This is a genomic window from Mycolicibacterium rutilum (genome assembly GCF_900108565.1).
GTDB lineage: Bacteria > Actinomycetota > Actinomycetes > Mycobacteriales > Mycobacteriaceae > Mycobacterium > Mycobacterium rutilum.
In genome coordinates, this window is record NZ_LT629971.1 from 2,319,859 (window position 1) to 2,340,044 (window position 20,186).

19 protein-coding genes and 1 pseudogene are annotated in these 20,186 nt (G+C 68.9%); 11 read left to right on the top strand and 9 right to left on the bottom strand.

All coding sequences use genetic code 11. The annotated features are described in order from the left end of the window. Positions 1-1,233, bottom strand: a complete 1,233-nt coding sequence (gene urtA / locus BLW81_RS11385; protein ID WP_157897662.1) for an urea ABC transporter substrate-binding protein — start codon at positions 1,231-1,233, stop codon at positions 1-3. Between the two features lie 246 nt (positions 1,234-1,479). Between urtA and BLW81_RS11390 the strand changes: the two genes are divergently transcribed. The 4 genes from BLW81_RS11390 to BLW81_RS11405 all read left to right on the top strand — a co-directional run bounded on the left by BLW81_RS11390 (position 1,480) and on the right by BLW81_RS11405 (position 7,128). Beyond that, positions 1,480-2,496 (top strand): helix-turn-helix transcriptional regulator, encoded by a 1,017-nt coding sequence (locus BLW81_RS11390; RefSeq protein ID WP_083407262.1) that lies wholly within the window; start codon positions 1,480-1,482, stop codon positions 2,494-2,496. 40 nt (positions 2,497-2,536) lie between these two features. Further along, complete coding sequence (locus tag BLW81_RS11395) at positions 2,537-3,646, top strand: oxidoreductase (protein WP_083407263.1); 1,110 nt, start codon at positions 2,537-2,539, stop codon at positions 3,644-3,646. A gap of 103 nt (positions 3,647-3,749) precedes the next feature. Continuing rightward, complete coding sequence (locus BLW81_RS11400) at positions 3,750-4,961, top strand: acetyl-CoA C-acetyltransferase (protein ID WP_083407264.1); 1,212 nt, start codon at positions 3,750-3,752, stop codon at positions 4,959-4,961. 19 nt (positions 4,962-4,980) lie between these two features. Then, entirely contained in the window at positions 4,981-7,128 is a 2,148-nt protein-coding gene (locus tag BLW81_RS11405) for a 3-hydroxyacyl-CoA dehydrogenase NAD-binding domain-containing protein (protein WP_083407265.1), read from the top strand. A 67-nt stretch (positions 7,129-7,195) separates the two neighbouring features. Here the strand turns inward: BLW81_RS11405 and BLW81_RS11410 are convergent, their stop codons facing one another. After that, positions 7,196-8,380 (bottom strand): FAD-dependent monooxygenase, encoded by a 1,185-nt coding sequence (locus BLW81_RS11410; protein WP_083407266.1) that lies wholly within the window; start codon positions 8,378-8,380, stop codon positions 7,196-7,198. 75 nt (positions 8,381-8,455) lie between these two features. Here BLW81_RS11410 and BLW81_RS11415 point away from each other — a divergent pair, with 75 nt between their 5' ends. Together BLW81_RS11415 and BLW81_RS11420 are read left to right on the top strand one after the other, a co-directional pair. After that, positions 8,456-9,001, top strand: coding sequence for a TetR/AcrR family transcriptional regulator (locus tag BLW81_RS11415; protein ID WP_083407267.1), 546 nt, complete (start codon positions 8,456-8,458; stop codon positions 8,999-9,001). A 27-nt stretch (positions 9,002-9,028) separates the two neighbouring features. Next, positions 9,029-10,510, top strand: coding sequence for a class I adenylate-forming enzyme family protein (locus BLW81_RS11420; protein ID WP_083407268.1), 1,482 nt, complete (start codon positions 9,029-9,031; stop codon positions 10,508-10,510). A 1-nt stretch (position 10,511) separates the two neighbouring features. Here the strand turns inward: BLW81_RS11420 and BLW81_RS11425 are convergent, their stop codons facing one another. The 4 genes from BLW81_RS11425 to BLW81_RS11440 form a co-directional block, all read right to left on the bottom strand. Continuing rightward, the gene (locus BLW81_RS11425) at positions 10,512-10,937 is read right to left on the bottom strand and encodes a pyridoxamine 5'-phosphate oxidase family protein (RefSeq protein ID WP_083407269.1); all 426 of its coding nucleotides are present in this window, start codon (positions 10,935-10,937) and stop codon (positions 10,512-10,514) included. Between the two features lie 42 nt (positions 10,938-10,979). After that, on the bottom strand, positions 10,980-11,189 hold the full coding sequence (locus BLW81_RS11430; RefSeq protein WP_157897663.1) for a hypothetical protein: 210 nt from the start codon (positions 11,187-11,189) through the stop codon (positions 10,980-10,982). A gap of 92 nt (positions 11,190-11,281) precedes the next feature. After that, on the bottom strand, positions 11,282-12,004 hold the full coding sequence (biuH, locus tag BLW81_RS11435) for a biuret amidohydrolase (RefSeq protein WP_083407271.1): 723 nt from the start codon (positions 12,002-12,004) through the stop codon (positions 11,282-11,284). Then, on the bottom strand, positions 12,001-13,296 hold the full coding sequence (locus tag BLW81_RS11440; RefSeq protein WP_083407272.1) for a cytosine permease: 1,296 nt from the start codon (positions 13,294-13,296) through the stop codon (positions 12,001-12,003). Before BLW81_RS11440 ends, biuH begins: the two co-directional genes overlap by 4 nt. 165 nt (positions 13,297-13,461) lie before the next feature. On the opposite strand from BLW81_RS11440, the gene BLW81_RS11445 reads away from it, so the two are divergent. Then, positions 13,462-14,451, top strand: a complete 990-nt coding sequence (locus BLW81_RS11445; protein WP_083407273.1) for an LLM class F420-dependent oxidoreductase — start codon at positions 13,462-13,464, stop codon at positions 14,449-14,451. Here BLW81_RS11445 and BLW81_RS11450 read toward each other — a convergent pair. Continuing rightward, entirely contained in the window at positions 14,444-15,328 is an 885-nt protein-coding gene (locus BLW81_RS11450; RefSeq protein ID WP_083407274.1) for an SDR family oxidoreductase, read from the bottom strand. The two genes, BLW81_RS11445 and BLW81_RS11450, sit on opposite strands and share 8 nt — an antisense overlap. Positions 15,329-15,403: 75 nt before the next feature. On the opposite strand from BLW81_RS11450, the gene BLW81_RS11455 reads away from it, so the two are divergent. From BLW81_RS11455 to BLW81_RS11465, 3 genes are all read left to right on the top strand, one after another. Then, positions 15,404-15,967 (top strand): TetR family transcriptional regulator, encoded by a 564-nt coding sequence (locus BLW81_RS11455; protein WP_083407275.1) that lies wholly within the window; start codon positions 15,404-15,406, stop codon positions 15,965-15,967. A gap of 72 nt (positions 15,968-16,039) precedes the next feature. Then, positions 16,040-16,384, top strand: coding sequence for a cupin domain-containing protein (locus BLW81_RS11460; RefSeq protein ID WP_083407276.1), 345 nt, complete (start codon positions 16,040-16,042; stop codon positions 16,382-16,384). 106 nt (positions 16,385-16,490) lie between these two features. Beyond that, on the top strand, positions 16,491-17,450 hold the full coding sequence (locus BLW81_RS11465; RefSeq protein ID WP_157897664.1) for an IS481 family transposase: 960 nt from the start codon (positions 16,491-16,493) through the stop codon (positions 17,448-17,450). Between the two features lie 19 nt (positions 17,451-17,469). Here the strand turns inward: BLW81_RS11465 and BLW81_RS11470 are convergent, their stop codons facing one another. Further along, the gene (locus BLW81_RS11470) at positions 17,470-18,033 is read right to left on the bottom strand and encodes a hypothetical protein (RefSeq protein WP_083407278.1); all 564 of its coding nucleotides are present in this window, start codon (positions 18,031-18,033) and stop codon (positions 17,470-17,472) included. A 102-nt stretch (positions 18,034-18,135) separates the two neighbouring features. Between BLW81_RS11470 and BLW81_RS29940 the strand changes: the two genes are divergently transcribed. Then, the gene (locus BLW81_RS29940; protein WP_083407279.1) at positions 18,136-19,077 is read left to right on the top strand and encodes a LysR family transcriptional regulator; all 942 of its coding nucleotides are present in this window, start codon (positions 18,136-18,138) and stop codon (positions 19,075-19,077) included. A gap of 33 nt (positions 19,078-19,110) precedes the next feature. On the opposite strand, the pseudogene BLW81_RS11480 reads toward BLW81_RS29940, so the two are convergent. Further along, positions 19,111-20,133: pseudogene (locus BLW81_RS11480) on the bottom strand (YbfB/YjiJ family MFS transporter); the annotation flags it as partial. Between the last annotated feature and the right edge of the window lie 53 nt (positions 20,134-20,186).

Genomic DNA, 20,186 nt, shown 5'->3' on the forward strand with positions numbered 1-20,186 from the left:
TCAGCCCGTGATCCCCGCCGCCCACGGGTAGCTGCGCAGGTACGGATCCGGCTCGATCGGCTGCGGGGACGCCCACACCTGGTAGATCAGCCCGTCGGGACCCACCCGGCCGATCCGCGCCGTCTTGGTGACGTGGTGATTCTCGCCGTCGATCGTGACCTTGCCCTCGGGCGCGTCGACTCTGACGCCGCCCGCGACCTTTTGGATGTCCGGCACGCCGAACGAATTCGCCTTCTCCACACTGGCTTTCCACAACAGCACGGCCGCGTATGCCGACTCCATCGGATCCGATGTCACCCGCTCGGCGCCGAACCGCGCCTTGAAGTCGGCGACGAACTTCGTGTTCGCGGGGGAGTCCAGGGTCTGGTAGTAGTTCCACGACGACAGTTGCCCGGTCAGGGTGGCGGCGCCGATGCTGCGGACCTCCTCCTCACCGACACACATCGACATCACCGGCATCTGTTCGGGCGTCAGGCCGGAGTTCTTGTACTCGCGGAAGAACGCGACCAGCGAGTCACCCACCACCACGTTGAACACCGCGTCGGCGCCCGCGCTGCGGATCTTGTTGACGATCGTCGAGAAGTCGGTGCTGCCCAGCGGGGTGTAGTCCTCGCCTTTGATCTCGATGCCGTTGGCCTGTGCGTACGCCTTGACGATCGCGTTGGAGGTGCGCGGGAACACGTAATCGCTGCCGACCAGGTAGAGCGATGTGACGCCCTGCTCCTTGAGGTAGTCCAAGGCCGGGATGATCTGCTGGTTAGTGGTGGCGCCGGTGTAGAAGATGTTGGGCGAGTCCTCGAGACCCTCGTACTGCTGGCCGTAGTAGAGCAGGGCGTTGGCGTCCTCGAACACCGGCAGCATCGCCTTGCGGCTCGCCGACGTGTATCCACCGAAAACAACCGCGACACAATCGGATTGGACCAGCTTCTGCGCCTTCTCAGCGAACACCGTCGGCTCCGATGCGCCGTCCTCGCCGACCAGGGTGAGCTGTTTGCCGAGCACCCCGCCCGCGGCGTTGACCTGTTCGACCGCCAGCACGATCGCGTCCCGGATCACCGATTCGCTGACCGCCAGGCCGCCGGACAGGGAGTTGATCGCCCCGACCTTGACCGTGTCGCCGGAGGTGTCGGCGCAGCCTTGCTGGCCGCTCGCCGACTCGGTGTCGCCGGCCCTGCTGCCGCAGCCTGCGGTGAGAAGTGTGATCGCCAGTAGCGCAGCCGTGGCTGCCGTCATCCTGCCGCGGGGGAACCTCAGAGACCCAAACATGGTGCTGTGCCTTTGCCGTCGTGCTTCGTGTCGGGCACCACGCTGTGCCGCCGCTTCGGTGCCGTCAGCGTAGGAAGCGCCCGCCGAGACCCGCCATAGGAGGAATCTCCTATTTGCCGGTGCTGTTAGCACGGCCGCCTCGGCGGCGAAACATGTTGGAAACGTGGGCTGCTGATGATGGCCCGACAGATATCCAGATTCGGGGAATCGGAGATGACAGGCACATACTCGCAGGTGCTCGGAAGTACCGCCAGCATCGAGACTCGCGCACACGAGATGCTCGACGTGCTGGCCGGCCGTGCGCCGTCGTCGGCGTCGGCGATCTGCCTGTGGGATCCCATCGCGCGCCGCCACGTCACCGTCGCCAATCATGGCTACCCGGAACCCGTGATGACGCACCTCAACACCTGGTTCATCAGCCACGACCCGTTGTTCGACTCGATGCGTCGGCGTGATTCGGGTGCGTTGCGGTGGCGGGACTTCCCCGACTACCGCAGCACCTACTCGGTGACCGGCGTGTTCACCCCCGCCGGATTCGACGAAGGCCTCTCGGCGCGACTGGTCACCGCCGACGGCACCTACGCGGGCACCATCCACGTCAACTGCGACGACCCGCGGTACCCCACCGACGACGACGTCGTCGAGATCAACGCACTGCGCCGTCAGATGGCCGAACAACTCGACTTCTGCCTGCGGCCGCGGATGGTCGCCGAACTGCTGGCACCCGGCGCCCAGGCGTGGGCGGTCGACGACGCGGGCAGCGCCCACCTGCTGCGGTTGGGCGACGAGTTCGACGCGGCGCTCGAGGAGACACTGATCGCCGAGATCGCGCGCGCTGTACACGGATTGGGCGCGCACCTGCGGCCGGAGGCGACGCGCTGGCACGACGGCTCGTCCTGGCTGTACGTCCGGCACATCTCGACGCCGGCGCGGTATCGGGGCGACAGCCTCAACGGCCTCATGCTGGTGCGCAGGGCCGAACTGCCGTGCGGGATCACCGCACGCGAACTCGATGTGCTGACGCTGGCCGCCTACGGCTTGACCAACAATCAGATCGCGGCACGACTGTTCATCAGCGCCCGCACCGCCGGCCACCACGTCGAGAACGCCGCCGTGAAACTCGGCGCCACCAACCGGGCGTCCTGTGTGTCGTCGGCGATGTCGTGGGGCCTGGTGTCGGGCCGCGTGCTGGCCGACCCGAACGTCGCCGAGACGCGCCGGCCGGCCTGACGGCGGGAATGAACCGCGCCGCCGCGGCGCTGACTGCGGCGTGGCTTTCCGATTCGATCTCGACGCGTCATTGCTCAAGCCGGTGCAGGTGGGTGACACCCTCGCCGCCAACCGCATCTTCATGGCGCCGCTGACCCGCTCACGCGCCCAGCGCGACGCGACACCGTCGGAGCTGGCCGCGCGCTACTACGCGCAGCGGGCGGCGGCCGGGATCATCGTCTCCGAGGCGACCGCGGTCTCGGCCGACGCCAACGGCGCCTACCTGAACACCCCCGGCATCTACACCGACCGCCACCAGGACGCGTGGCGCGCCGTCGCCGACGCGGTGCACGCCGCGCGCGGCCGGATGTTCCTGCAGCTGTGGCATGTCGGGCGGATGGGCCACCCGGACATCAGCGGGCGGGTGCCCGTCGCACCCTCGGCCGTCGCCGCGGATCTCGCCGCTCGCACCCCCGAGGGCCCGAAGCCGCTGCCGGTGCCGCGGGCGCTGCGCACGCCCGAGATCGCGACCATCGTCGACGACTTCCGACGCGCCGCCCGGCGGGCGATCGACGCGGGCATGGACGGTGTCGAGATCCACTCGGCCAACGGCTACCTGCTGCACCAGTTCCTGTCCGATGTGGCGAACCGGCGCACCGACCACTACGGCGGCTCGGCGGCCAACCGCGCCCGGCTGACCGCCGAGGTCGTCGAGGCGGTCGTCGACGAGGTCGGCGGCGGCCGCGTCGGCCTGCGGATCTCACCCGGAAACACCGCAGGCGGCATGTCGGAGATCGACGAGGTCGGCGCGTACGAGGCGCTGCTGAACCGGATCGCGCCGCTGGGCATCGCCTATCTGCACCTGTCGATCGCCCCGACCGATCCGACGTTCGGGGTCATCCGCGCGCTGTGGCCGGACACGCTGGTGCTCAACGCGCTCGGTGTCGCCGAAACGGACTTCTGCGCGCTGGAGAGCTTCGCCGAGTGGGGCGCGGTCAGCGCGGTGGCCGTCGGGCGCGCGTTCCTGGCCAACCCCGACCTCATCGACCGGCTGATCCTGGGCGCCGACCTCAACGAGCCCGACCCCGCGACGTTCTACGCCTCGGGGCCCGCCGGTTACGTCGACTATCCGACGCTGGCGGACATCCCTTCGCGAGCAGTCGCGAACTGACTGCCCAACCAACGGGTTGGGGGAGGCTGCTAGGCTGCGGGCAGAGGACGACCGTCCATGCGGACAGGTCTCCCGTAACCCCACCTGAACAGGAAAAATCTTCATGTCCGAAGAAGCCTTCATCTACGAGGCCATTCGCACGCCTCGCGGTAAGAACAAGAACGGCGCCCTCAACGAGGTCAAGCCGGTCAACCTGGTCGTCGGCCTGATCGAAGAGATTCGCAGCCGCTACCCCGACCTGGACGAGACGCTGATCAGCGACGTCATCCTCGGCTGCGTGTCACCCGTCGGCGACCAGGGCGGCGACATCGCCCGCACCGCGGCGCTGGTGGCCAAGCTGCCCGAGACCACCGGCGGCTTCCAGCTCAACCGGTTCTGCGCATCCGGCCTCGAGGCCGTCAACACCGCGGCGCAGAAGGTCCGCTCCGGCTGGGACGACCTGGTGCTCGCCGGCGGCGTCGAGTCGATGAGCCGCGTGCCGATGGGATCGGACGGCGGCGCATGGGCCAGCGACCCCGAGACCAACTACCGCATCGGCTTCGTCCCGCAGGGCATCGGTGCCGACCTGATCGCGACCATCGAGGGCTTTGACCGCGACGACGTCGACCGCTACGCGCTGCGCAGCCAGGAGAAGGCGGCCGCGGCGTGGTCGGGCGGCTACTTCGCCAAGTCGGTCGTGCCCGTGAAGGACCAGAACGGTCTGGTCATCCTGGACCACGACGAGCACATGCGCCCCGACACCACGCTCGAAGGCCTGGGCAAGCTGAAGACCGCGTTCGACGGCATCGGCGCGATGGGTGGCTTCGACGATGTGGCGCTGCAGAAGTACCACTACGTCGAGAAGATCAACCACGTCCACACCGGCGGCAACAGTTCGGGCATCGTCGACGGCGCCGCGCTGGTGCTGGTCGGGTCCGAGAAGGCCGGCACCTCGCAGGGGCTGACCCCGCGGGCGCGCATCGTCGCGACCGCCACCTCCGGTGCCGACCCGGTCATCATGCTGACCGGCCCGACGCCTGCGACCAAGAAGGTGCTCGACCGCGCCGGCCTGACGGTCGACGACATCGACCTGTTCGAGCTGAACGAGGCGTTCGCGTCGGTGGTGCTGAAGTTCCAGAAGGACCTGAACATTCCCGACGAGAAGCTCAACGTCAACGGTGGCGCCATCGCGATGGGTCACCCGCTGGGCGCCACCGGCGCCATGATCACCGGAACCATGGTCGACGAGCTCGAGCGTCGGGGCGCGCGGCGTGCGCTGATCACGCTGTGCATCGGCGGCGGCATGGGCGTGGCCACCATCATCGAGCGCGTTTAGAGGAAAAGGTCATCGACAAATGAGCACCGAGAACACCATTCAGTGGGACAAGGATGCCGACGGCATCGTCACCCTGACGCTGGACGACCCGACCGGTTCGGCCAACGTGATGAACGAGCACTACAAGGAATCCATGCACAACGCGGTGGAACGCCTTGTCGCCGAGAAGGATTCGATCACCGGCGTCGTGATCACCAGCGCGAAGAAGACCTTCTTCGCCGGCGGTGACCTCAAGGGCATGATGACCGTCGGCCCCGACAACGCCGCCGAGGCGTTCGAAGAGGTCGAGGGCATCAAGGCCGACCTGCGCAAGCTCGAGACGCTGGGCAAGCCGGTGGTGGCCGCCATCAACGGCGCCGCGCTCGGCGGCGGCCTGGAGATCGCGTTGGCGTGTCACCACCGCATCGCCGCCGACGTCAAGGGCAGCGTCATCGGCCTGCCCGAGGTCACGCTGGGCCTGCTGCCCGGTGGCGGCGGCGTCACCCGCACGGTGCGCATGTTCGGCATCCAGAAGGCGTTCATGGAGGTCCTCTCGCAGGGCACCCGCTTCAAGCCGGCCAAGGCCAAGGACACCGGATTGGTCGACGAACTCGTCGGCAGCATCGAGGAATTGGTGCCCGCCGCCAAGGCATGGATCAAGGCCAACCCCGACTCGCACACCCAGCCTTGGGATGCCAAGGGCTACAAGATGCCCGGCGGCACCCCGACCAGCCCTGGCTTGGCGAGCATCCTGCCGTCGTTCCCGGCGCTGCTGAAGAAGCAGCTCAAGGGTGCGCCGATGCCGGCGCCGCGTGCGATCCTCGACGCGGCCGTCGAGGGTGCGCAGGTCGACTTCGACACCGCCAGCCGCATCGAGAGCCGCTACTTCACGTCTCTGGTCACCGGCCAGACGGCCAAGAACATGATCCAGGCGTTCTTCTTGGACCTGCAGGCCATCAACGGCGGCGCCAGCCGGCCCGACGGCATCGAGCCGGTGAAGATCAACAAGATCGGCGTGCTGGGCGCGGGCATGATGGGCGCCGGCATCGCGTACGTGTCGGCCAAGGCCGGCTTCGATGTGGTGCTCAAGGACGTGTCGCTCGAGGCCGCGCAGAAGGGCAAGGGCTACTCGGAGAAGCTCGAGGCCAAGGCGCTCGAGCGGGGGCGCACCACCGAGGAGAAGTCCAAGGCGCTGCTCGATCGCATCACGCCGACCGGTGACCCGCAGGACCTCGCGGGCGTGGACTTCGTCATCGAGGCGGTGTTCGAGGACCAGGACCTCAAGCACAAGGTCTTCCAGGAGATCGAAGACATCGTCGAGCCGAACGCGCTGCTGGGCTCCAACACCTCCACGCTGCCGATCACCGGTCTGGCGACCGGCGTGAAGCGCCAGGAGGACTTCATCGGGATCCACTTCTTCAGCCCCGTCGACAAGATGCCGCTGGTGGAGATCATCAAGGGCGAGAAGACCTCTGACGAGGCGCTGGCCCGGGTGTTCGACTACACGCTGGCGATCGGTAAGACCCCGATCGTGGTGAACGACAGCCGCGGCTTCTTCACCAGCCGCGTGATCGGCACCTTCGTCAACGAGGCGCTCGCGATGCTCGGCGAGGGTGTGGAACCGGCGTCGATCGAGGCGGCGGGCGCGCAGGCCGGTTACCCGGCGGCGCCGCTGCAGCTGTCCGACGAGCTCAACCTCGAGCTCATGCACAAGATCGCCGTCGCCACCCGCAAGGGTGTCGAGTCGACGGGCGGCACCTACGAGCCGCACCCGGCCGAGGCGGTCGTCGAGAAGATGATCGAGATCGGCCGCCCGTCGCGGCTCAAGGGCGCCGGCTTCTACGAGTACGCCGACGGCAAGCGGGTCGGGCTGTGGCCGGGCCTGCGGGAGACCTTCAACTCGGGCAGCGCGCAGATTCCGTTGCAGGACATGATCGATCGGATGCTGTTCGCCGAGGCGCTCGAGACGCAGAAGTGCCTCGACGAAGGCGTGCTCACCTCGACCGCCGACGCGAACATCGGCTCGATCATGGGCATCGGCTTCCCGCCGTACACCGGTGGCTCGGCGCAGTTCATCGTCGGCTACCAGGGCGAGCTGGGTGTGGGCAAGGAGGCGTTCGTCGCGCGGGCCAAGCAGTTGGCCGAGCGCTACGGCGACCGCTTCAACCCGCCGGCGTCGCTGACGTAATTCTTCGGGCCGAGCGCTCACTGTTGTACGTTCCCGCGGCCGTACAACGGTGAGCGCTCGCCGTGTTTTACGGCAGCGGCATCGTCTCGTAGAGCCTGATGCCCCGTCGGTTGAGCCGCGCCACGGACTGCGTCACGCGCTTCGGGAGGATCGAGATCAGCCGGGCCAGTCCGACGAAAGCGGCGATACCCCAGTTGTTTCCGGGCACGATCGTGCGAGCGTTGGTGCATGCCAGTGATCGGCTGCTGATCACCGACGGCATCATGAAACGTTCGTAGGCGGCGAACGCTCTGGTGTGGTCGCCGTCGGCGCGCGCCAGTTCGGTCGCCAGGACGTACGCGCCGTACACCGCCAGGCTGGTGCTGCCGCCGACGGCAGGACCCGGGCAGTAGCCGGCGTCGCCGACGAGCGTCACCCGCCCCCGCGACCACGTCGCCATCTCCAACTGCGTGATGGCATCGAAGTAGAACGCCTGCGTGGTGTGGACCTCCTGCAACCAGCGGTCCACTTCGGCGGACATCCCGCCCAGCGCATCGAGGAGTTGTGCCTGCTGCCGCGCGGTGTCGCGGTGGTCGAAGTCCAGCGGCTGCCGCGGCCGGAACAGGAACACCGCCCGCGCGTCGTCGAGATGGTCGGCGGTGTAGAGCAGCGCGACGCGGTGGGATTCGAAGTAGGCGGTCATCTCGCCGTCGCGGGCCAGCGACCGTGGCACCGACACCACCGACAGATAGCCGCCGAGGAATCGCTGGGGGACGTCCTCGCCGAACACGATCCGGCGGACCCCCGAGTGCAGACCGTCGGCGCCGACCACCACGTCGAACCGGTCGGCCTGCTGGCGGGCGAACGTCACGGAGCCGTCGTCGCCGATGGCCGTGAGCTGGTCTCCGAACCGGTAGTCGACGTCGTCTTTGGTTGCGTCGTAATAAATTTCGCTGAGGTCGTCGCGCATGATCTCGACGTGCCGGTCGGAGATGGTGCTCAGCAGCTTGAGGTTGTCGATGTGCGCCGGGCGCGCAGCCCACGGCCGGTGCGCGTTGAGCACCGCGGTCCCGGTGGCGTAGCGCTCGATCGTGGTCAGCAGTCCCATGCGTTCGGAGATCTCCATCGCGGGACGGAACAGGTCGATCGCGTGGCCGCCGGTCTTGCGCAGGGTGGGCGCGCGCTCCACCACTGTGACGTCGAATCCGTACTCGGTCAGCCAGTAGGCCAGCACCGGTCCGGCGATGCTGGCTCCCGAGATCAGAACGCGCATGTCGTCCTCCCTTACTTAACGGTCGGTAAGTATGGCGGGCAGCTTACCAACCGATAAGTAAGCTAGGGTGGCTACGTGACGCGGGCACCGTCGGAGACTCGGCAGCGGATCCAGCACGCCGCGCGCGAACTGTTCACCGAACGAGGCGTGCAGCGCACCAGCCTGCAGGACATCGCGAGCCGGCTGGGCATCACCAAGCCGGCGCTCTACTACCACTTCGACTCCCGCGAAGAGCTGATCCGCAGCATCCTGCAGCCGTTGATCGACGACGGCGAGGCCTTCGTGACCGCCCACGAGAAGCGCCGCGGCCCCAAGCGCGCCTCACCGCGGGAACTGCTCGAGGGCTTTTTCGACTACCACTACAAGCACCGCGCCGACCTGGTGCTGGTGGTGTCCGAACTGACCGCGCTCAGCGAGCTCGGCCTCGTCGACCGGATGTTGGCGTGGCGGGAACGGCTGACCCGGCTGCTGTTCGGCGCCAGGCCCACACTCGAGCAGTCCACCCGCGCGATCATCGCGCTCGGCGGTCTGCAGGACTGCTGTCTGCAGTTCCCCGACGCCGACCGCGACCAGCTGCGGCGTGCCACCGTCGACGGCGCGATGGCCGCGTTGGGGTTGTGACGCCGCCGTCTTCGCTACATTGACGCGGTGGCCGAAAGCTTTACCGAAACATTCGCGGCGGGACTGGCCGGTTACGGCTCGAACCCCTGCATCGAATTCGACCGCCGGTGGTACAGCGGCGACGAGATAGCCGCCTACGGCACCGCGATCGCCGACGCCCTGCGGGCCGCCGGTGTCGACGACGACGCGCCCGTCGGGCTGGTGGTCCGCAACCGGCTGCCGCACGCCGCCGCGATCATCGGCTTTCTCGCCGCCGGACGCACGGTGTCGATGATCTACTCGTTCCAGTCGCCGGAGGCCATCGCCCGCGACATCGAGACGCTGCGGCTGTCGGCCGTCGTCGCCGACGCCGAGGACTGGTCCCCGCCCGTCGTCGACGCCGCCGCGCGCACGGGCAGCGCGGGCCTGGCGATCTCGTTGCAGCCGCCGATCGTCGCCCCCGTGCCGGGCCTGGCGCACCGCGACGCCGCCCAGACGCACGCGGCGGCCGAACCCGGTGTGGCGCTACAGATCCTGACCAGCGGCACCACCGGCCCGCCGAAGCGACAGTCGATCAAGACGCCCGTGCTGCAGCGCACCGTCTTCAGCGTCACCAGCGGTGAGGCTGCCCCCGCCGACGCCCCGCCCGAACTGGCGTACTGGCAGTTCGGCGGTATCGGTGTGTGCCAGCTGATCGCCGGCATCTACAACGGCCGCCGCGTCGCGATGCTGGAGCGGTTCAGCGTGGACGACTACGTCGACATGATCCGGCGCCACCGCATCAAGCGCTCGGGAGTGCAACCCGCGGTCATCCGGATGCTGCTCGACGCCGACGTCGCCAAGGAGGACCTCGCGTCGCTCGACTTCCTGATCAGCGCCTCGGGCCCGTTGGACCCCGAGACCCACGACGAGTTCGAGTCCAAGTACGGCATCCCGATCGTGTTGGCCTACGGCGCAACGGAATTCGCCGGTTCGCTGTGCGCGTGGACCCCGGATCTGCAGCGTGAGTTCGGCACGGCCAAACGGCACAGCGTCGGCCGCGCCCTGCCCGACGTCGAGCTGCGCATCGTCGACCCCGACACCGGTACACAGCTCGCGGCCGGCGCGCAGGGCCTGCTCGAGGCGAAGGTCGCGCCCATCGGACCGGACTGGATCCGCACCACCGACATCGCGTCCATCGACACCGACGGCTTCGTCACGCTGCACGGCAGGGCCGACGGTGCGATCAACCGCGGCGGTTTCAAGATCATGCCGGAAACGGTTCGGCGCGTGCTGATCTCGCATCCGGCGGTGCGCGACGCCTGTGTCGTCGGGGTGCCCGACGCCCGGCTGGGTCAAGTGCCGTTCGCGGCCATCGAGGTGTCGGCGGGCGTACCGGCACCCAGCGCCGACGAGCTCGCCGATCTGGTCCGCCGGTCGCTGCCGGTGTACAACGTGCCCGTGGCGTTCACCGTCGTCGAGGAACTGCCGCGCAACCCGGCGCTGAAGGTGAGCCTGCCCGCGGTGGCGGCGCTCTACGACGCCGGCTGACTCAGAAGCCGCCGAGGTCGGCCGAGAGCCAGTGCTCGGGCCGCATGAAGATCACCACGCTCGGGCCGTGCTCGCGGCGCGCCATCTCCAAGTAGCCGTCGACCTTGTCAGGCGGCAGATAGCGTTTGGTCACCTCGACGAGACGGTCGTCGGTGGCCGGTTCGATCCGGCTCACCGGGCCGTCGACCGCCACGTAGCGCACCGTCGGTTCGAGTCGTTGGACCATCAGCGTGAACTCACCTTGCGACTCGATGAGTCGGTGTTTGCGTGAGCCGTCGCCGGTGAGCACCCAGGGTTCGGCGCCGGGGCTGTACTGGTACCAGACGGGCACGGTCAGCGGACCGCGCTTGTCACCGGCGCTGACCGAGAGCGCGGCGGTGTGGGGTTCGGCGAGAAATTGTTCGCGTTCGTCCTTGGACAGGGCCATGGCGTCAGGCTAGCGCCGGGCGCCGACACCGAGAACGAAACGTCAGCAGGCGATCCGGGAGAAGAACGCGAGCGAGACGATTCCGATGGCGATGGCAACCGGGGTCTGGCCCATCGCCGCGGTGCTCACCACGCCGACGATGGCCGCGATCGCGATCACCGTGAGCAGCAGGACGTAAAACCAGCGAACGCCGATGGCGCCGCCCGGACGGACCGGATGGTTCTCCATTCCCGTTAGCGGATCACGGGCCACGGCAGCCTCCTCGTTGTGGCTCAGGTCACACACACGCTCATCGTGTGAGCCACACCATACAACAGAAGCCGCCGGTCAGCGAAGTGTATCGGTCAGTACACGCCGGATCCGGCGCTTATTGACGCCTCCGACGCGGACAGCGCGGCCAGGAAAGCGGCGCTGTCGGCATGCGCCCCGAAGACTCCGCCCTGCATGGTGATCATGTTGAGCGCAGCTAAGTGATTTGCGTGGTCGGTGGCGCCCGTGCAGTCGGACAGCACCAGGCATTCGTAGCCGCGGTCGTTGGCCTCCCGCAACGTGGTGTGCACGCAGACGTCGGTGGTGATGCCGGTGAAGACGAGATGGGTGATGCCGTTCGTCCGCAGGATCAGGGCGAGATCGGTCGCGTAGAAGCTGCCCTTGCCGGGCTTGTCGATGATCGGCTCCCCGGGGAGCGGCGCCATCTCATCGACGATCTCCCACCCCGGTTCACCGCGGGTGAGGATGCGCCCGCACGGCCCGGGGGAGCCGATCTCGGCGCCGATCTGCGCCGAGCGCCACCGCTTGTTCGGCGGCAGATCCGACAGATCCGGTCGGTGGCCTTCGCGGGTGTGGATGACGAACAGGCCGGTATCGCGCGCGGCGTGCAGGACCCGCTGCGCAGGTCCGAGCGGCGTGCGGGTCAGCGACAGGTCATAGCCCATGGTGTCGACGTAGCCGCCCTCGCCGCAGAAGTCGACCTGCCAGTCGATGTTGATCAGCGCGGTCGCGGCCAGGGGAATTTCGCCGTCGTAGGGCCAGCGGTAGGGGACTGCGTCGACGGTGACGGGGCTCATGCGCGTTTCCCGCTCAGCGCGGTGAACGCCAACCCGCCGATGACCATCGCCACCACGGCGTCGGACAGCTCGGGTGCCCAGAAGTGCGTGGCCAGCGCCGCCGTCGCCCCGATGGCCCACGCCGCGAACGGCTTCCAGTACATGCCGGCACCCGCAGGGGCACGACGGGCGGCGAAGACGAGCTGGTCGAGGATGAGGATCACGCCGATCGGCGGGACCAGCACCCCGAGAATGTTGAGCCAGGTCGCGAAGTACGACCAGATTCCGGCGACGGCGGCGGCGGTACCGATGACGCCGAGCACGATCGTCAACTGCCGCATCGTCTTTCCGGTGATGTTGCCGAAGCCGACAGCGCCGTTGTACAGGCAGTGGGCGCAGACGCTGCCGAGGTTGACGAACACGAACAGGATGCCGAGCGGAACCAGGATGCCGCCGCTGCCCACCAGCACATGCAGGAAATCCCCACCCGTCGTCGACGCGGCCGCCGACGCACCCAGCGCCACCACCAGCGCGCCGACCAGCTGGGCGATGAAGTACGCGACCGGGAACGCCGAGAATGCCGCCAGCGCAGCCTCTCTGCCGTTCTTCGCCCACCGGGTGAAATCCGCCGTCATCGTGCCCGAGTCGGCGAAGCAGGCGATCACCATCGTCACCGCGACGCCGAAGCTGAACGCCTCCACACCCGCACCGCCCGAGTAGGACAACGCCGACCCCAGACCGGTCCCGCTGCCGGCGGCGATCACGACGGCCACCGCGCCGAGCACCAGGAACATCACCGACGCGACCACACCGATCCACGAGATCGCCCGGATGCCGACGAACGTCAGCGCCACGAACAGCACGCCGGCCGCCAGCGTGACCCATGGCGCGCTCCACCCCATCGACACGTTCAGCGTCGACCCGACCATGCCGGTCTGGAACGCGAACCAGCCGATCACCAGCGCCGACAGGAATGCCGACACGATGCGGAAACCCTTGGCCCCGAACGTGTCCGCGGCCGTCAGCGCGAAGTTCTTGCCGGACCTGCCCGCGAGGTAGCTCAGCGTGCCGACGTAGCCCATCAGCACCAGGTTGCCGACGAGGATCGCGGCGAGCCCGGTCAGGAAGCCGAGGTGGTAGACCACGATGCCGGAGAACACCGCCGACGTCATGATCATCGGGAACCCCACCCACACCGCCGAGACGGAGAACAGCGACCGGCGGGCGGCGGGCGGGACGGGGACGTGCTCGTACTCTTCGCCGAGACCCGCTTCGAGGGACGCCGGGCGAGTGGCGGTGCTGAACTGGGTCACTGCGCAGTCTTTCGTCGGAGGAAGCCGGACACACGGCCGTGTATCCCTGGCTGTATACACTCGGGTATACGGATTACCGGCCTGTTTATCGGCGTGAAGATCAGGTAAACCGACGCGTGCGCCGCTCCCCTCGCGGACGGCCCCGGTGGCCTAGAGTCGGGAGCCATGCGCTTCGGACTGTTCATCCCGCAGGGTTGGCGACTCGACCTGGTGGACATCCCCACCGAAGAACACTGGCCGGTCATGCGCGACCTCGCCGCCTACGCCGACGGCGGCGCCTGGGATTCGCTGTGGGTGTACGACCACTTCCACACCGTGCCGGTGCCGACCGCGGAGGCGACGCACGAAGCGTGGTCGCTGATGGCGGCGTACGCCGCGACGACGTCGCGCATCAAGCTCGGCCAGATGTGCACCGCGATGAGCTATCGCAATCCGGTCTACCTGGCCAAGGTCGCCGCGACCACGGACGTCATCTCCGGCGGCCGGGTCCAGATGGGCATCGGCGGCGGCTGGTACGAACACGAATGGCGCGCCTACGGTTACGGCTTCCCGTCAGCCGGCGTCCGGCTGGCCCGCCTCGACGAGGGCGTGCAGATCATGCGTGACGCCTGGCGGGACGGCACGGTCAGCTTCGACGGCAAGCACTATCAGGTCGACGGCGCGATCGTGCAACCAAAACCGCTGCAGGACGGCGGAATTCCGATGTGGATCGCCGGCGGCGGGGAGAAGGTGACGCTGCGCATCGCGGCCAAGTACGCGCAGTACACCAACTTCACCTCCGAGCCGGGCGGTTTCGCGCACAAGTCGCAGGTGCTCGCCGAGCACTGCCGCACCGTCGGCACCGACTTCGAGGCGATCGTGCGCTCGGCGAACTTCAACGCGGTGATCGGTGAATCGGAAGCCGATGTACGGGACCGGGTGTCCCGGTTGCGCGCCCGCCAGGCCGCCAAGGCCGACGAGCGCGCCGTCGACGCCATGCTGAGCACGGTGTCCGCGCCCGAATCCGCCAGCGGCACCCCCGAGCAGGTGGTCGAAAAGCTCGAGAAGATGCGGCAACTCGGGTGTGAGTACGCGATCCTCTACTTCCCCGAGGCCGCCTACGACCGCTCCGGCATCGAGATGTTCGAACAGCAGGTCATCCCGGCGCTCAGCTGAAGTAGTGCCCTTTCTCGAGGTCCTCGATCAGCCCGGGGTGGCTGGGCTGCCAGCCGAACCGCTCGCGGGTCAGCGCGCTCGACGCCGGGGCGTCCATGGAGAACATCGGTGCCAGCCAACCGAAATGGTCGAACACCTCGGCCTGGCCCACCGAGACGACCGGCAGCTCGAGATGCCGGCCGATGATCGCCGCGATGTCGCGGACCTCGATGCCCTCGTCGTCGATCGCGTGCACCATCGCACCGGCGGGTGCGGCCTCCAGCGCTGACCGGAACAACCGCGCGGCGTCGAAGCGATGCACCGCACACCACCGGTTGGTTCCTTCGCCCGGGTAACCGGAAACGCCCGTGGCGCGGGCGATCCCGATCAGCCTCGCGACGAAACCCCGGTCGCCTTCGCCGTGCACGGTCGGTGGCAGCCGGACCGCGCTGGCCCGCACTCCTCGTGCGGCCGCGGACAGCGCCGCCCCTTCGGACAGGCGCGGGGAGTGCTCCGGGGCGCGGTCGTTCTCGGTGATCACGCCGCCGGCCCCGGTCAGGCCGAGCATGCCGGAGGCGACCACCAACGGCTTGTCCGATCCGGCCAGCGCGTCGCCCAGCGTGGCGATCGCGCTGCGGTCCATCTCCGCGGCCTTCGAGTACTCGCTGAAGTCGTGGTGGTAGGCCAGATGGATGACGCCGTCGGCGGCCTCGGCGGCAACGCGCAGACTCTCCGGATCGGCGAGGTCGCCGCGATGGACCTGTGCTCCGGCCGCCGCGACCGCCTGCGCGGCGCCGTCCGAGCGGGCCAGGCCGACGACCTGGTGACCGGCGGCGATGAGTTCGGCGGTGACGGCCGAGCCGATGAAGCCGGATGCGCCGGTGACGAAAACCTGCATGGAAACCTCCTGATGTCAGTTGCTGTCATCAGAGTAACGTCGATGACAGTGACTGTCATCCCTTAAACTCGCGGTGTGGTCCGGTGGCAGCCCAACGCGCGCGGCCGTCTCGAGGAGGCGGCGCTGGAGCTGTACGCCGAGAACGGGTTCGACCGGACCACGGTGGCCGAGATCGCCGAACGCGCCGGGCTGACCGAACGCACGTTTTTCCGGCACTTCGCCGACAAGCGCGAGGTGCTGTTCTCCGGCCAGGACGCGCTGGTGGACATCCTGTCCAAAACCGTTGTGGAAGCGCCTGATTCGCTCTCGCCGCTCGCCGCTGTGGGTGCCGGCCTGATCGCCGTCGGCGCGCAGTTCGACGACCGGCACGAACTGGCCCGCCGCCGTCAGCAGATCATCGATGCGACGCCCGCCCTGCAGGAACGCGAGCTGTCCAAGCTGGCCGCGCTCGCCGACGCGCTGGCCGCCGCGCTGCGCGCTCGCGGTGTGCCCGACACCGCCGCCCGACTGGGCGCGGAGTCCGGGGTCTCGGTGTTCAAGGTGGCCTTCGAGCAGTGGCTGCCCGACGACGGGGCAGACCTGGTCAAGATCATCGAGACGGTGCTCGCCGACCTGAGGGCCGTCGCGGGCGGCGGCTGACGCCCGGGTCACTAGGATTGGCGTGCAGCCACACCTCGGATCGAACAGCCCTCGAGTGAGAGAAGCCGGCGAATGAACAAGACCTCGTTGACCGCCCTGGCGCGCGAACACCTCGAGACCGCCCGTGCGGCCAGCAGCGGACGCAGCGCGCAGACCGTCTACGGCGGCCACGAGCACTCGCTGCGTCAGACGTTGATCGCGCTGACCGCGGGTTCCGCGCTCGACGACCACGAGACGAACGGCGAGGCCACCCTGCAGGTGCTGCAGGGCAGGGTCCGGGTCACCCAGGACACCACCAACTGGGAGGGGTCGGCGGGCGACCACATCGTCGTGCCGAAAGCCCGGCACGGCCTGCAGGCGCTGGAGGACTCCGCGGTGCTGCTGACGGTGTCCAATCCCGTCGGCCCGCACGTCTAGATGTACCCGGTCATGAGGTTGGTAGCGGGCGTGTTGGCTTGATGTGAGGAGAACCTCCGGGTGAGGTGTGGCTTGTCGAAGGCCCATCACCAACCCGGAGGTTCTCGTGTCCCACCGTAATGCCCGCACGACCTTGCACGGTCGACAGCTGATTGTGCAGCGCTATGAGCAAGGGTGGAAGCAGGCCCATATCGCCGCGGCGATGGGTATCTCCCGCAAATGTGTGCATACCTGGATTAGCCGCTATGCCGCTGAAGGTGAGGCCGGACTGTGCGACCGGTCCTCACGACCGCACCACAGCCCGACGCGGACGTCGGCCCGGGTGGAGCGTCAAGTGGTCGCCGCGCGTCGCCGGCATCGTCGGGGCCAGGACTGGCTGGGTCCCGAGCTCGGTATCCCCGCACGCACCGTCGGCCGGATTCTTCGCCGTCGCGGGGTGCCCTACCTGCGTGACTGTGACCCGATGACCGGCGTGGTGATCAAAGCGTCCAAGGCAACCGCTGTGCGCTACGAGCGAGACCGTCCTGGCGAACTGGTCCACGTCGACGTCAAAAAACTCGGCCGCATCCCTGACGGGGGCGGATGGCGCGCTCACGGCCGCAGTGAAGAAGTCCGCGGGCGCGGCATCGGATATGACTACGTGCACTCCATGGTCGATGACCACAGCCGGCTGGCGTACTCCGAGATCCATGCCGACGAGAAAGGATCGACGTGTGCCGGGTTCATCGCGCGCGCGGCGAAGTACTTTCAATCGCTGGGCATTTCGCGTATCGAACGAGTCATCACCGATAACCATCTGAGCTACCGGCGCTCAGCACAGGTGGCCGCCGTCATCGACCAACTACAGGCCAAGCACCTATTCATCAAGCCGCACTGCCCATGGCAGAACGGCAAGGTGGAACGCTATAACCGCACACTGCAAAGCGAATGGTCCTATCGCCAGGTGTTCGACTCCAACGCAGAACGCGCTCAGGCCCTTGCACCGTGGGTCGATTTCTACAACACTCAACGCCGCCACAGCGCACTCGAGGGCCTACCACCCATCAGCCGACTGCGACCAACCTGATGGCTGAGTACGTCTAGAGCTAGGGCAGCCGCGGCGGGATCGGGCCCTCGGGCGGGATCGGCTGCGGGCCGACGGGCGCCGGCGGTCCGTCGAAGTATCCGGGCGGCGGCGGGCCGTTCAGCGGGTAGTACCCCGGCGGCAACGGCGGGCCACCGCCCTCGGTGCCGGGCGCGGCGGCCGGCGTCGACGACTCGGGCGCCGTGATCGAGGTATAGCCGGGCGGCAGGGGAGGCGGCGGACCGGCGCCCGGTGGCGGCGGAGCGATGCCGGGCTGTTCACCGGGCATGCCGAACGGGTTCTGCGCCTGATGCCAGGCGTCCCGCAAGAAGCCGAGCGGACCGTTGCCGCTGCCGTACACCGGGTTCTGGATTTGCGGGACCTGCGGCGGGCCCGCGGGCGGCGGCGCCGGCGGGGCGGCCGGGACGTCCTCGACGATCATGACGGGCTGACCCGGCGGCAGCGGTTCCCCGGGCGGGGGCGGCGGAACCGCGGGCTGGGCGCCGGCCGGCGCTGACAGCGCCAGCGCGCCGAGGCCGAGAGCGGCGGTGATGAGAGCAGCGGATGTCCGCTGTCGTCCGGTCATGGGTGTCGAGGCTAGCGTGTCCGGGCGTTCCCCGCGCCGGCACGCGGGAACTGCCGGCGGCGATGCCGTGTGGCCGTCGCCTCGGCTCATTACGCTTCAGCCGTGGAACTGCGGCAGCTCCGGTACTTCGTGGCCGTCGCCGAGGAGCTGAACTTCGGCAGGGCCGCCGAACGGCTGCGCATCGCCGGGCCGTCGTTGTCGCAGCAGATCAAGGCGCTCGAGCGCGACCTCAAGGTCAGCCTGTTCGACCGCGACCGCCGCTCCGTGGCGCTGACGGCCGCCGGTGCCGCGTTGCTGCCCGACGCCCGCGCGCTGATCGCGGCCGCCGACGAACTGCGCAGGCGGGCGGTCAATCTGTCGTCGTCGGAACCGGTGCGCATTGGATATGTGAACTGGTGTCCGGTGGACTGGGCCGACCGCGCGGCCGGGGTGGCCGAGGTGCGTGTCGACACGTGGGTGATGCCGTCGCACGCCCAGGCCGCCCGCGTCGCCGACGGCAACCTCGACCTCGCGATCTGCTGGGTGCAGGCCGCGGACCTCGACGCGATGTCGCTGCAGGCCCGGCTGATCGGAGCCGACCGGTTGTACGCGCTGCAGGCCGGGACCGACGGTAGCCCGGTCGATGCCGCCGACACCGCGGTCCTGGTCGACGCCGACGCCGCGAGCTGGTCGTCGTGGAACCGCTATGCCGAGCAGTACGCGGCGGCCACCGGCGCGCGCGTGCTGCGCACCGACGACGGCGGCGTCACCGGCTCGACCTTCTTCGAACACGTCCGACGGCTCGGCCGGCCGGTGCTCAACAACCCGAAGGGCCAGGACGTGCCCGTCCCGCGGGGGCTGACGCGGCGTCCGGTGATCAACCCGTCACCGGTGTGGACCTGGTCGCTGGTGTGGCGGCGCGACGACGACCGGCCCGCAGTGCGTGCCGTCGTCGACCGATTCACCTCGGACGTGGGCGATCTCGGGATCGCCGACGAGTCCGTGTGGCTGCCGGCCGACGATCCGCATCAGCGCCGCGACGAGCGCCGCGGCCAGCACCACTGACGCGCCGACGACGAGCGCGAGCCGGTACCCGTCGTGCAGTGTCGGCGCGACCACCGTCGGACCCAGCATCTGGCCCACCGAGTAGCCGGCGGTCAGCAACGCGACCGCGCGTGGATAGCGCAACATCCGCCCGGCCGCCAGCGCCAGCGTGCTCACCCCGATGAACGTGCCGCCGAACAGCACCGCGCCCACCAGCGCGGCGGTCACATCGCCGACCACGGCCGCCACGGCGATGCCCGCCGCCTGGGCGAGAAGTGCGAACGTCAGCAGCGCGGGATGCGACCAGCGTCCGCTCAATGCAGCCCACAGCGCCGCCGACGGCACGGTCGCCAAACCCACGACGAGCCAGGTCCCGCCGCCGAGCCACTGCGGTGCGTCCTGCGGGACGGCCGCGACCAGAAACGTGCCCGCGATGATGTAGCCCACCCCCTCCAGGGTGTAGCTGCTCATCAACAACGAGAACCGGCCGTGCGCGGGCCGCGCCGGCATTCGGTCCGTCGGTGACGGCGCCTGCGGTTCGGCGGCCCGCAGCGACCACGCCGCCGCGGTGAGCACCGCGGCCGTCGCGGCCGCCGCCCACCATGCCACCCGCCAGTCCGAGGTGCTCAACACCAACACCGCCGACAGTGCGATGCCGGCGCCCACCCCGCCGAAACCCCACCCGGCGAGATGAGAGGGGTGGCCGCGAAGATGCTCGAGCATGAGGTTGACCGCGATGACGAACACCAGCGCGCTGCCGAACCCGCCCAGACCGCGGAGCGCAACCCAGCCGGAAACGTTGTGCACCAACGGCATTGCCGCCAGGCTGACTATCAGCAGGAGTAGCGATGCCCGGCAGGCCGCGGTGGAGCGGGCCAGCCGCGGCCAGCCGGCGCCGGCCAGCGCGCCCGCGAGGTACCCGGCGTAGTTCGCGGTCGCGAGGCTGGCGGCGCCGTGCGCGCTGACCCCGGCGTGCGCCGTCATCAGCGGCAGGATCGGGGTGTAGACGAACCGTCCGATCCCCATCGCCGCGGCCAGCGCGGCGGCGGTGCGGGCGACATGTCGATGAGCGTGCATCGGACCATCGTGCGGTCGGTCCTGCGGAGCCGGCCACGACCGGATTGCTCACA